The 13,226-nt window shown below is 61.0% G+C and carries 8 protein-coding genes; 6 read left to right on the top strand and 2 right to left on the bottom strand.

The window, feature by feature from the left end; translation table 11 throughout:
* Positions 1-30 precede the first annotated feature (30 nt).
* Together dapD and dapC are read right to left on the bottom strand one after the other, a co-directional pair.
* Positions 31-867, bottom strand: a complete 837-nt coding sequence (dapD, locus tag E4P32_RS07835) for a 2,3,4,5-tetrahydropyridine-2,6-dicarboxylate N-succinyltransferase (RefSeq protein ID WP_007875794.1) — start codon at positions 865-867, stop codon at positions 31-33.
* 129 nt (positions 868-996) lie between these two features.
* The gene (gene dapC / locus E4P32_RS07830; RefSeq protein ID WP_116432494.1) at positions 997-2,205 is read right to left on the bottom strand and encodes a succinyldiaminopimelate transaminase; all 1,209 of its coding nucleotides are present in this window, start codon (positions 2,203-2,205) and stop codon (positions 997-999) included.
* Positions 2,206-2,578: 373 nt separating this feature from the next.
* Here dapC and E4P32_RS07825 point away from each other — a divergent pair, with 373 nt between their 5' ends.
* From E4P32_RS07825 to ligA, 6 genes are all read left to right on the top strand, one after another.
* A complete protein-coding gene (locus E4P32_RS07825) occupies positions 2,579-3,610 on the top strand; it encodes a branched-chain amino acid ABC transporter substrate-binding protein (RefSeq protein ID WP_158559691.1) in 1,032 nt (343 codons plus the stop codon).
* Between the two features lie 139 nt (positions 3,611-3,749).
* Complete coding sequence (locus tag E4P32_RS07820) at positions 3,750-5,507, top strand: methyl-accepting chemotaxis protein (protein ID WP_116432496.1); 1,758 nt, start codon at positions 3,750-3,752, stop codon at positions 5,505-5,507.
* A 214-nt stretch (positions 5,508-5,721) separates the two neighbouring features.
* Positions 5,722-9,249, top strand: coding sequence for a chromosome segregation protein SMC (gene smc / locus E4P32_RS07815; protein WP_116432497.1), 3,528 nt, complete (start codon positions 5,722-5,724; stop codon positions 9,247-9,249).
* A 286-nt stretch (positions 9,250-9,535) separates the two neighbouring features.
* On the top strand, positions 9,536-9,709 hold the full coding sequence (locus E4P32_RS24085; RefSeq protein ID WP_158559692.1) for a hypothetical protein: 174 nt from the start codon (positions 9,536-9,538) through the stop codon (positions 9,707-9,709).
* Positions 9,706-11,088 (top strand): cell division protein ZipA C-terminal FtsZ-binding domain-containing protein, encoded by a 1,383-nt coding sequence (locus E4P32_RS07810; RefSeq protein WP_116432498.1) that lies wholly within the window; start codon positions 9,706-9,708, stop codon positions 11,086-11,088. Before E4P32_RS24085 ends, E4P32_RS07810 begins: the two co-directional genes overlap by 4 nt.
* A gap of 31 nt (positions 11,089-11,119) precedes the next feature.
* Complete coding sequence (ligA, locus tag E4P32_RS07805; RefSeq protein WP_116432499.1) at positions 11,120-13,201, top strand: NAD-dependent DNA ligase LigA; 2,082 nt, start codon at positions 11,120-11,122, stop codon at positions 13,199-13,201.
* The last annotated feature ends 25 nt before the right edge of the window (positions 13,202-13,226 follow it).

Raw genomic sequence — 13,226 nt, 5'->3', positions numbered from 1 at the left:
CGCCGGCAATTCATGGTGCTGCGATGCTGATTAAGCGCCGCGCAGCAGTTCGTTGATCGAGGTCTTCGAACGTGTTTGTGCATCGACCTTCTTGACGATAATCGCAGCGTACAGGCTGTACTTGCCATCCTTCGACGGCAGGTTGCCCGGCACCACGACGGAGCCGGCAGGCACGCGGCCGTAATGCACTTCGCCGGTTTCGCGATCGTAGATCTTGGTCGACTGGCCGATGTAGACGCCCATCGACAGCACCGAATTTTCTTCGATGATCACGCCTTCGACGACTTCCGAACGGGCGCCGATGAAGCAGTTGTCTTCGATGATGACCGGACCGGCTTGCACAGGCTCGAGCACGCCGCCGATGCCGACGCCACCGGACAGGTGGACGTTCTTGCCGATTTGCGCAGCGGAACCGACCGTGGCCCAGGTGTCGACCATCGCGCCTTCATCGACGTAAGCGCCGATGTTGACGTAGGAAGGCATCAGCACGACGTTCTTGCCGATGAAGGAGCCGTGGCGGGCAACTGCCGGCGGCACCACGCGGAAGCCGCCCTTGGCGAAATCTTCAGCGGTGTAGTTGGCGAACTTGGTCGGGACCTTGTCGTAGAACTGCGGATAGCCGGGAATGCCCGAGCCGACCGGGACGTTGTCTTCCAGACGGAACGACAGCAGGATGGCTTTCTTGACCCATTGGTTGACTTGCCATTGGCCGACGCTTTGGCGATCCGCCACGCGCAGTGTGCCTTCGTTCAGGCCGGCGATGACTTCCGCCACGGCGTTACGGATGTCGGCAGGTGCGGTCTTCGGCGACAGGCTGGCGCGGTCTTCCCACGCCTGATCGATGATTTGTTGGATAGATTGGGTCATCTTGTTTTATCTAGGTTGAAAATGAATATGAATAAAAACCGAGGCGCGTTTCAATGCTGAAAACCGGATATGAAACGGCGCGTCGGATAGTGGATCTGCTTAATTTGCCTGACGCGGCGAATCGCCGATTCAGGCTGCCGCCAGCTTGCGCGTGAAAGCGACAATGCGTTGCGCCGCTTCCAGGCATTCTTCCACTTCGGCGACCAGCGCCATGCGGATGCGTTGCTGGCCCGGATTGACGCCGTTGGCTTCGCGCGCCAGGTAACTGCCGGGCAATACCGTGACATTATATTCGGCATAGAGGCGCTTGGCGTATTCCGTGTCGCTGATCGAGGTCAGTTTATCGACCTTGGCCCACAGGTAAAAGCCGGCGTCTGGCAAGGACACGTCCAGGACTTCTTGCAGCAGCGGCGTCACCTGGCTGAATTTCTTGATGTACTTGGCGCGATTTTCCTGCACGTGGGTCTCATCGTTCCAGGCGGCAATCGAGGCGTTCTGGATCGATGGGCTCATGGCGCCGCCATGATAGGTGCGGTACAGCAGGAATTTCTTCAGGATCGCGGCGTCGCCGGCCACGAAGCCAGAACGCATGCCGGGCACGTTGGAGCGCTTCGACAGGCTCGAGAAGGCGATCAGGCGATCGTAGCCGCGGCCCAGCTTGTGCGCCGCTTCGAGGCCGCCCAATGGGGCTTCCGCCTTGAAATAGATTTCCGAATAGCATTCATCCGAGGCGATCACGAAGCCGTAGCGGTCGGAGAGTTCGAACAGTTTCTTCCAGTCATCGAGCGACAGCACTGCGCCGGTCGGATTGCCCGGCGAGCACAGGAACAGCAGCTTGACGCGTGGCCAGACATCGTCCGGCACCTGACTGAAATCGGGGGCGAAATTGCGCGCCGGATCCGAATTGACGAAGTAGGGTTGCGCACCCGACAGATAGGCCGAGCCTTCGTAGATCTGATAGAACGGATTCGGGCAGATCACCAGCGCATCTTTTTGCGATGGGTCGACCACGGTTTGCGTCAGCGAGAACAGCGCCTCGCGCGAACCGTTGACCGGCAGCACCTGGGTGGCAGGATCGATTTTCGGCAAGCCGTAGCGACGTTCCAGCCAGCCGGCGATGGCGCTGCGCAGCGCTTCGGAGCCGATCGTGGTGGGATAGGTCGCCAAGCCGGCCAGGTTGTCGGTCAGGGCCTGCTTGATGAACGCCGGCGTCGGATGCTTCGGTTCGCCGATGCCCAGGCTGATGTGGCGATAGTCGGGGTTGGGCGTGACGTCGGAAAACAGGTTCTTCAGTTTTTCGAACGGGTAAGGCTGCAGCTTGTCGAGTAATGGATTCACAATGGATGCACGAAGGCGCGTAGCAAGGGTGGGATAGGGCGACATTATACTGATTGTTGCCCGGATGATGCGCTCCGGGCGGCTGAAGCAACATTCCGGCGGCGTGTTTTGACAAGCCGGCGTAAAGTGCACATGATGAAGGCGCGACAAAAACCACACAGCGGGTTGTCGTACGGCATGTCGGCGATTGCGGGAATCAGGGGGCGCCATGAATTTCATTTGCTTGCGGCACATGTCCGCAAAGCAGTCTGTTTCATTCATTGTCATTTCGATATTTTTTGCCGCTTGTACGGGCGCGTTTCTTTTGCCTGTGCTGCCCGCCCATGCTCAGGCAAGCTCCGGGCAAACCGTACTGATCGGTTTCGCGGGCGGATTGGGCAAAAAAACGCAGTCCAATCTCAGCTACAGCGCGCGCGATGGCGCACAGATGGCGGTGGACGATGCCAATCAACGCAAGCTGCAGATCGGCGGCCGTCCGGTATTCTTCAAACTGCTGGTGGCAGACGATCAGTCCGATGTGAATTTCGCGCGGGTCACTGCCAAGTCCTTCGTGGCTTCCGGTGTAGCCGGCGTGATCGGCCACAATACGACGGACACCAGCGTTGCCGCAGCGCCGATCTATGCCGACGCAGGCATTCCTCAATTGTCTCCAACGTCTACCGGTCGGCAATTTACCCAGGGCGGCTATCGCACCGCGTTCCAGTTGCTCGGGCACAGCGACATCACGTCAATTCTTCTGGCCAAGGTCTCTCTCGACATGCTCAAGGCCAAACGCGTTGCTGTGATCGACAACGGCACTGCGCTCGGAGCGGCGCTGGCTGAGGTGTTCCTCCGTCAGGTCAAGCAGGATGGTGGTCTGGTGGTGTTGCGGGATACCGTCAACAGCAAGACTTCCGACTTCAATGGAGTGTTGTCGCGCGTGAAAAGCGAGGGTGCGGATCTGTTGTTCTTCACGGGAGTGGGGCCGCAGGCGGTCGCCTTCTCTCAGCATTGCCAACGCCTCGGTGTGAATTCGACGCTGTTGCTGAGCGGAGGCGCGGTCAATCTGGAGTTTCCCGACAGCGGTCCGTATCCGGAGGGGACGCACTTGCTGTTGCACGGTTTGCCGGTCGAATCGCGACCCGGCTATGCGCAATTCGAAAAAGCCTATAGCAAGAAATTCGATTCGCCCCTGACTGCCTACGCCATGTTTTCGTACGATGCTGTCGGCATGCTGATCGAGGCGCTGCGCAAGAACAACTCGGTCGATCCGAAGGCGGCCGTGGAAACCTTGCATAACATGCAATACAAAGGCATCTCGGGGACGGTCTCGTTCGCCGTCGATGGCAGCCAGAATAATCCTCCTTATACGCTGTATCGCATATCGCAGCGCAAGTGGCAGGTAGTCAGGACCTTTGGCGGTTGATCTTGTTGTGGCAATGCAGCAAATTGAACAAACACAGGCAGGAAACCGCGCTGTTCACGTGATCTGCTTGCCGCAAAGTAAGCTATCGTTCGCGATCAAGAATAAATCTCCCCCATCTGGAACGAACGGAGTTGCAAGTATGAAAACATTGAAGTCGAAACTGCTGCTGGCGCTGGTCGTCATGTGGATCGGCCTGCTGGTGCTGGCGGCGTGGTCGGCGCTCAACACCCGGCAAAACATGATCAACGAACGCGAAGCCGGACTCAAGCGCGTGGTCGAAACCGCCGAAGGCATCCTCAAGAGTTACGCTGCCGAAGTCGCGACCGGCAAGACCCCTCTGGCCGACGCTCAGAAACAGGCGCTGGAACGCATCGCCGCCATGCGTTACGACAACGACAACTACATCTTTGTCTTCGATTCCAAGCCGGTGGTGCTGATGCACCCGACCAACAAGAGCGTGGTCGGCAAGAATGTCGGCGACCGCAAGGACAGCGACGGCAAGCTCTACTACGTCGACATGGTCAAGGTCGGCAAGGCGCAGCAGCGCGGTTACGTCAACTACATGGGACGCCTGCCGGGCGCCGACGACACCAACCGCACGCAGAAAGTCAGCTACCTGATCTATTACCAGCCGTGGGACTGGCTGCTGGTGTCGGGCGTGTTCCTCAACGACGTTGAAAGCGATTTCTACAAGAACCTGCTGAAACTGGCCGGCATCCTGATCGTGATCGGCGTCGTGGTGTCGGCGATGATGTTGGCGATCATCCGCAACATCACACGCAGTCTCGGCGGCGAACCGGCGTATGCAGTCGGGGTGGCCTCGCGTATTGCATCCGGCGACCTGACCATGGCGATCCAGACCCGGGCGGGAGACAAGACCAGCCTGCTGTATGAAATGAGTGTGATGCGCGAACGCCTGTCATCGGTGATCAGCGGCATCCGCGCCGGCACCGACTCCATCGACACCGGCGCCAAGGAAATTGCAGCGGGGAACATGGATCTGTCGTCACGCACCGAGCAGCAGGCGGCGTCGCTGGAAGAGACGGCGTCGAGCATGGAAGAACTCACCTCGACCGTGAAGCAGAACGCCGACAACGCGCGCCAGGCCGGCCAGTTGGCCAACACCGCATCCGACATCGCGCGTCGCGGCGGCGACGTGGTGGGACAAGTGGTCGACACCATGCAAGGCATCACGGAAAGCTCGCGCAAAATCGCGGACATCATCGGCGTGATCGACGGCATTGCATTCCAGACCAATATTCTTGCCTTGAATGCGGCGGTGGAAGCCGCGCGCGCCGGCGAGCAGGGCCGCGGCTTCGCGGTGGTCGCCTCCGAAGTGCGCAGCTTGGCGCAACGCAGCGCGCAGGCCGCCAAGGAAATCAAGCAGTTGATTGATGACTCCGTCACACGCGTCGGCAGCGGTTCGGAACTGGTGCAACGCGCCGGTCAGACCATGGGCGAAGTGGTCAATGCGGTGCAGCGTGTCACCGACATCATGGGCGAAATCTCCTCGGCCACCGAAGAGCAGAGCAGCGGTATCGGCCAGGTCAATCTGGCGATCACGCAAATGGACCAGGCCACGCAGCAGAACGCCGCGTTGGTGGAGCAGGCCGCAGCGGCGGCCGGTTCGCTGGAAGAGCAGGCGCGCAGGTTGAAGGATGCGGTGGCGTTCTTCCAGGCGGAAGGCGTTTCGGCTGTTGCCGCTGCGCCGGTTGTTCGCGCCGCCGCGATTGCACCCCGGGTCGCTCCGAAGGCTGCGCCTGCACCTGCACCGGCGACTACGCCGCGCAAGGCCTCGGCCGCAGTCGCGCGCGTCCCGGCGGCATCGAAACCAGCTCCTGCCAAGTCCTCTTCCGCTTCACCTCCGGTCAACGACGGCGACTGGGAAACTTTTTAAGGACGCGCGGGCTTGCGTTCGCGCTTGAGTTAAGGCTGCAACGGCTTGTCCGAGCGATCGGGCAAGCCGTTCGTTTTGGCGGGCTCGTTGCGGCAGCGGCGATTCGTCTTGCAAGCCGTGAATTGAGCGGTTTTCCCTCTCGGAATGTTATGATACCGGGCTATTGCGGGCAAATTTGCCTGCCTCCGTCAAACTCTGTGAAATTGTAGATAACGTGCGCTTAAATTCCATTAAATTGTCAGGATTCAAGTCTTTCGTCGATCCGATGAATTTCCAGGTGCCGGGACAGCTGGTGGGCGTGGTGGGCCCCAACGGTTGCGGCAAGTCCAACATCATTGACGCCGTGCGCTGGGTGCTGGGCGAATCCAAAGCCTCCGAACTGCGCGGCGAGTCCATGCAGGACGTCATTTTCAACGGCTCCACCAACCGCAAGCCGGCCGGGCGCGCTTCCGTCGAACTGGTGTTCGACAATGCCATGGGCAAGGCTGCGGGCCAGTGGGGCCAATACGCCGAAATCGCCGTCAAGCGCACCCTCACGCGCGATGGCACCTCGTCGTACTACATCAACAACCAGGCGGTGCGCCGCCGCGACATCCAGGACATCTTCCTCGGCACCGGCCTCGGCCCGCGCGCTTACGCGATCATCGGCCAGGGCATGATTTCGCGCATCATCGAAGCGCGTCCCGAAGAACTGCGCATCTTCCTCGAAGAAGCCGCCGGCGTGTCGAAGTACAAGGAACGCCGTCGCGAAACCGAAAACCGCCTGCACGACACGCGCGAAAACCTGACCCGCCTGGAAGACATCCTGCGCGAGCTCAACGCCAACCTCGAAAAGCTGGAAGCGCAGGCCGCCGTCGCCAAGAAATTCAACGACCTCACCGGCGACCAGGAAGAGAAGCAAAAACTGTTGTGGCTGCTGCGCAAGAACGAAGCCAAGGCCGAGCAAGAAAAATACTTCCGCGACATCGAACGCGCGCAGATCGACCTCGAAGAACAGACCGCCAAGCTGCGCCACGTCGAAACCGAGCTGGAACATATGCGCCAGGCCCATTACGGCGCCGGCGATCGTTTGCATACGGCGCAAGGCCATTTGTACCAGACCAATTCCGAGATCGGCAGCCTGGAAGCGCAGATCAAGTTCGTCATCGAATCGCGCAACCGTCTGCAATCGCAACTCAATTCGCTCACTGCGCAGCGTGACCAATGGCAACGCCAGGGCACGCAGCACCAGGACGACCTGGCCGAAGCCGAGATTCAGCTTGAAGAGCAAGGCATGCGCGTCGAGCAGGCGCAGCAAGCCGTGCAGGACGGCAACGACAAGGTGCCGACGCTGGAGCAGGCATGGCGTGAAGCGCAACTCAAGACCACCGAGTCGCGCGGCAAGATCATGCAGATCCAGCAGCAGATCGAACTGGAGTCGGCGCATCAGCGCAACGCCTCCAACATTCTGTCGGGCCTGGCCGTGCGCCGCGAACGTCTGGCGCAGGAAAAGAGCGGCCTGAACATGCCCGACGACGCGCACTTGTCCAACCTCAAGCTGCAGCTGGAAGAAAAACAGGCGTCGCTGGAAGAAGCTTCCATGTACCTCGAAGAGGCGCAGGAACAGCAGCCGAAGCTGGAAGAAGAACGCCGCACCGCGCAGGAACTGGTCAGCAAGGAAACCTCCGATCTGGCGCAGCTCGAAGCGCGCCAGTCAGCCCTCAAGCAATTGCAGGAAAGCGTGCAGACGCAAGGCAAGGTACAACCGTGGCTGGAAAAGCACGAACTGGCCAACCTGCCGCGCCTGTGGCAGAAGCTGCACATCGACGCCGGCTGGGAAACCTCGCTGGAGTCGGTGCTGCGCGAGCGCATGTCGGCGCTGGAAGTATCCAACCTGGACTGGGCCAAGGCCTTCTTCAACGACGCGCCGCCGGCCAAGCTGGCGCTGTTCGCGCCGAATCCGACAGCTGCGCCCGTCGAACCGGCTCCGAACGGCCTGAAGCCGTTCATCAATCTGTTGCAACTCAACGATCCGGGTTTGCGCGCGCTGATGCAGGACTGGCTGCACAATGTCTTCATCGCCGACGACACCGCCAGCGCGTTCGTCGATCGCAGCAAGCTGCCGGCCGGCGCCTTCTTCGTGACCAAGCAAGGTCACGTGGTGAGCCAGTCAAGCGTGCGGTTCTACGCCTCCGATTCGGAGCAGGACGGCATGCTGGCGCGCCAGCAGGAAATCGAAAACCTGACCAAGCAGCAGCGTGCCCAATACATGCTGGCTGAAGAAGCCAAGTCGCGCGCTGTGCGCGCCGATGCCGCCATGACCGGCGCCACCCAGCGCCTGCAGGAATTGCGCCAGCGTGTGGCCGGCCTGACCCAGGCTGTGCACAGCCTGCAGATCGAAGTGATGAAGCTGTCGGAAGTGCAGGAGCGCTTCAACCAGCGCAGCACGCAGATCGTCGCCGACCTCGCCGAAATCGAAATGCAGGAAGTCGAACAGCAACAGATCAAGGCTGAATCCGAAGCCAAGTTCGAACAACTCGACATCGAGCTGGCCGAGCTGCAGGAGTCGCATGAAAACGGCCAGACCGATTACCTCAGCAAGGAGCAGCAGCTCAACGACGCACGCCTGCGCCTGCGCGAACTCGAGCGCGCCGCACAGGAAGCCGAGTTCTCCGAGAAGTCGCAGCGCAACAAGATCGACGAACTCAAGCGCAGCATCGCTACCGCGCTGGAGCAGGCCGCGCAATTGTTTGCCAGCATGCAACAGGGCAGTCTGGAATTGGAAAGCCTCGACGACCAGGCCGCGCAAGCCGGTTTGCAATCCTTGCTGGACAAGCGCACCGATCAGGAGCGCGCGCTGGCCGACGCCCGTCACGAACTCGATCAGCTGTCGCAACAGCTGCGCCATCATGAAGAAGCGCGCTTGCAAGCCGAACGCAGCCTGCAACCACAGCGCGACCGCATCACCGAACTGCAGTTGAAGGAACAGGCTGCGCGCCTGAATCAGGAGCAGTTCACCGAAGCGCTGGCCAACACCCAGGCCGACGAAGCGGCGCTGGCCGAGAAGCTCACCGACGACATGCGTCCTTCCTACCTGCAGGGCGAAGTGACCCGTCTGACCAATGCGATTGCCGCCCTGGGCGCAGTCAATCTGGCGGCGTTGGATGAACTGGCGACCGCTTCCGAGCGTAAAAATTTCCTCGATGCGCAGTATGCCGATCTCAACGAGGCGATCACCACGTTGCAAGACGCCATCCACAAGATCGATATCGAAACCCGCGGCTTGCTGCAGGACACCTTCGACAAGGTCAACGGCCACTTTGCCGAGCTGTTCCCGATCCTGTTCGGCGGCGGCCAGGCCAAGCTGACCATGACCGGCGACGAGATTCTCGATTCCGGCGTGCAGGTCATGGCGCAACCGCCCGGCAAGAAGAACGCCACGATTCACCTCCTGTCCGGTGGTGAAAAGGCGCTGACCGCGACGGCGCTGGTGTTCTCGATGTTCCAGCTGAATCCGGCGCCGTTCTGCCTGCTGGACGAAGTGGATGCGCCGCTCGACGATGCCAACACCGAGCGCTTCTGCAATATGGTCAAGCGCATGTCGTCGAACACCCAGTTCCTGTTCATCTCGCATAACAAGATCGCGATGGAAATGGCCAACCAGCTGATCGGCGTGACCATGCAGGAGCAGGGCGTATCGCGCATCGTGGCGGTCGACATGGAGGCGGCGGCCAACTTCACGTCGGAGGTGCAGGCGGCTTAGGCCGTCTGGTTTTTGCGTGCCGCGCGCGAGTCGCGAATTTCGGCGCTGACGCGCCGTTTTTCATAGGCCGGACAGCTTGACAAGCCCAAGGGGGAACACTACCCTGAACAGCTTGTCATACAAGGGCTTTAGCGGGGCTTCAGTGCTGCTGATGCAAAGCGATCCAGACAAAGAATAACAAGACGGTAATGGCGGACCAGGCGTACTTTTTCTGCTGTACGGATATATTCAAGAAGCAATTGAACGCCGTGTGCCGCCGACTCTCAGGAATCCACAAAGACCAGTTATGACCAGTTTTATCGAACTGAACGCAGTTGATGTCCGTCGCGCCGCCCATCAGGGCAAGGCCGCAGCGGCTGCAGCAACTGCAATTCTCTCAACCACCGCAGTGATGGCCGGCGCCGGCAATGCCGCAGCGCGCCTCGCTTCCAAGAAAAATTCCAGGGTGCATTCGGCATGACAGACCTCCAGACCAGCCTGATCGTCATCGGCGGCGTGATCGTCGTGGGCGTGATTTCCTACAATAAATGGCAGGAGCACAAGACGCGCAAGACCGTCGAGCGTGCGTTCTCTTCAGACCACGATGACGTGCTGATGAATGCCGACAGCGCGACGCAACCGCTTGCTCCCGCCCGGCCGACTGCGAAAAGCGCGCCGGCTGCGGCCGTGCCGCCGTCGTTCCAGACTGCACCGGCGCCGACAGCACCTGCCGCGAAGTCGCCGCTGTCGATGTATGACGACGATGACCGCGTCGAGCCAGAGCTGTACCAAATGCCCGAACGCCGGCCGCAAGTGCCTGCGCCGGAACAGCAACCGATCACACCACCGGTCACCGAAGCGGATCTTGATACGCCGGTCGAACCTTACCTGTCGATCGATACGCCGCTCGACAGCCATGACGACTATCTGGCCGATCCGCTGAACGTGGACAATCTCAACACCGATCTGAGCCATGTTGAAGCCACGCTCAACGACACCGAAATGTTTGCCGGCGAGCAAGTGGCAGGGATGGGACAAGCGGGACAATCGCTCGCAGCGCCGCAGCGCGAATTGCCGGTCGACGAGCTGGTCGACTGCATCATCCCGATCGCGCTGGAAGTTGCCGTGCGAGGCGAGAAGCTGTTGCCGGGCGTGCAGAACCTGCGCCATGTCGGCAACAAGACCGTGAATTTCGTCGGTCGCACCACGGAAGGCGAATGGGAGCCGATCGGCCACGGCAGTTCGTACAACGCCTTGCTGGCCGGCGTGCAACTGGCCAATCGCAATAACGGACTCAACGAACTTGAATATTCCGAACTGATCGTGCGTCTGCGTGAGTTCACCGACGCGATCGGCGCCGAGCCGGAAATCCCCGACATGATCGACGTGATGAAAACGGCGCAGGCGCTGCACCAATTCGTCATGGACCACGACGTCCAGCTGGGCGTCAACGTGCGCTCCAATGGCGCACCGTGGAACGTCACCACCTTGCTTGCGGCATTGACCCGCCAGGGTTTTGATCGTCGCACCGACGGCCATCTGGTAATGCAGGACGGCGAGGGCGAAGTGCTGTTCTCGATGTCGACCAACGTTACCGGCGCAGCAGAAACCACCGATCGCCTCACGCTGTTGCTGGACGTGCCGCGCGTCGGCCCGGCCCGCGACGGTTACGGCGCCATGATCGCCTGCGCACGCTCGCTGGCCATGCGCCTGGGCGGCACCGTGGTCGACGACAGCGATCAGTTGCTGTCGGACGCCGCGCTGAGCGATATCGCCGAGCAGGTCGGCGCGTTCTACAGCGCCATGGAATCGGCAGAAATCCCGGCCGGCTCCAAGCGCGCGATGCGCCTCTTCAGTTAAGCTTGCGCGCTACTCTTTGAGCGCTCCTACCATGCACCCAGATTCACATTCAGCACCCGTAGCGCCAGGAGACTGGCGCGCGCGGGCGGCGTCGCTCAAGGCGACGTTGGACCGTCACAACCACGCTTACTACGTCCTCGACAATCCCAGTATTCCTGACGCCGAATACGACAAGCTGTTCCACGAGCTGCAGGCGTTGGAGCTGGAACATCCCGAACTGGCCACCAGCGACTCGCCCACCCAACGGGTCGGCGGCGCGCCGCTGCCGCAATTCGAGCAGGTGCGTCACGCGATCCCGATGCTGTCGCTGGGCAACGGCTTCGACGACGAAGACATCGTCGCCTTCGACAAACGCGTCAAGGACGGCCTGTCTTCCGAGACCGACATTGCCTACGCCACCGAACTGAAGTTCGACGGTCTTGCCATCAGCTTGCGTTATGAAGACGGCGTGCTGGTCGGCGCCGCCACGCGCGGCGACGGCACCACCGGTGAAAACGTCACGGCCAACATCCGCACCGTGCGCGCTATTCCGTTGCGCCTGCATGGCGACACGGCGCCGCAGGTGCTGGAAGTGCGCGGCGAAGTGCTGATGTACAAGAACGATTTTGCCCGGCTCAACCAGCGCCAGCGCGACGCCGGCCAGAAGGAATTCGCCAACCCGCGCAACGCTGCGGCGGGCAGCCTGCGCCAGCTCGACTCGAAGATCACGGCGCAGCGCACCCTGCGTTTCTTTGCCTATGGCATCGGCGTGCTGGAAGGCGTCACCATGCCGGCATCGCATTCCGCCTTGCTCGACTGGTATTCAGAACTGGGCCTGCCGGTTTGCAAGGAACGCGCAGTGGTGCAGGGCGCTGAAGGCTTGCTGAAGTTCTACAACGGCATCGGCGCCAAGCGCGCCGAACTACCTTATGAGATCGATGGCGTGGTCTACAAGGTGGACCGTCTTGACCAGCAGCAGAAGCTTGGTTTCGTGTCGCGCGCGCCGCGTTTTGCATTGGCGCATAAATTCCCGGCGCAGGAAGCGCTGACCGTAGTGCAAGGCATCGAAGTGCAGGTCGGCCGTACCGGCGCCATCACGCCGGTAGCGCGGCTGGCCCCGGTGTTCGTCGGCGGCGTGACCGTCACCAACGCGACGCTGCACAACGAAGATGAAGTACGCCGCAAGGATATCCAGATCGGCGACACCGTGATCGTGCGCCGCGCCGGCGACGTGATCCCGGAAGTGGTCGCCTATGTGCCGGAGTCGCGGCCGGCCGATGCAAAACCGTTCGACATGCCCAAGACGTGTCCGGTTTGTGGCTCCGAGATCATTCGTCTTGAGGATGAAGCGATCGCGCGCTGTTCGGGCGGCTGGGTCAAATGCTCGGCGCAGCGCAAGGGCGGTCTGCAGCATTTCGCCTCGCGCCGCGCCATGGATGTCGAAGGCCTGGGCGATCAACTGATCGAACAGCTGGTCGACAAGAGCGTCATCACCACGGCAGCCGATTTATACAAGCTTGGCCTGACGTCGCTGGCCGAACTCGACCGCATGGCAGAGAAATCGGCGCAGAACGTGCTCGATGCATTGGAAAAATCCAAGTCGACCACGCTGGCGCGTTTCATTTACAGCCTCGGCATCCGTCACGTCGGTGAAGCTACCGCGAAAGAATTGGCGCGCCATTTCGGCAACATGGATGCGGTGCTGGCGGCGAACGAAGAACAACTGCTGGAAGTGGCCGACGTCGGTCCGGTGGTGGCGCGTTCCATCGTCAGCTTTTTCTCCGATGGTCTGAATGTCGAACTGGTGAATCAGTTGCGCGCAGCCGGCATCCATTGGAGCGAAGGCGCGGGCATCGAGATCCAGGCCAAGACGCTGGCCGGCAAGACGTTCGTGCTGACCGGCACCTTGCCGACGCTGACGCGCGACGAGGCGGCACAGATGATCGAAGCGGCCGGCGGCAAAGTCAGCGGTTCGGTGTCGAAAAAGACCGCTTACGTGGTGGCCGGAGCCGATGCCGGCAGCAAACTGACCAAGGCCGAAGAGCTGGGTATCTCCATCCTCGACGAGGACGGCCTGCAGTTGCTGATCAAAACCGGCCCTGAAGACAGCCCGGAAGCGCCATCCGCAGATTAATCGGCGATACTGGACCATAATGACG

The organism is Herbaspirillum sp. 3R11, assembly GCF_004563925.1.
Taxonomy (GTDB): domain Bacteria; phylum Pseudomonadota; class Gammaproteobacteria; order Burkholderiales; family Burkholderiaceae_D; genus Herbaspirillum.
This window is presented reverse-complemented; position numbering and strand designations above follow the sequence as displayed.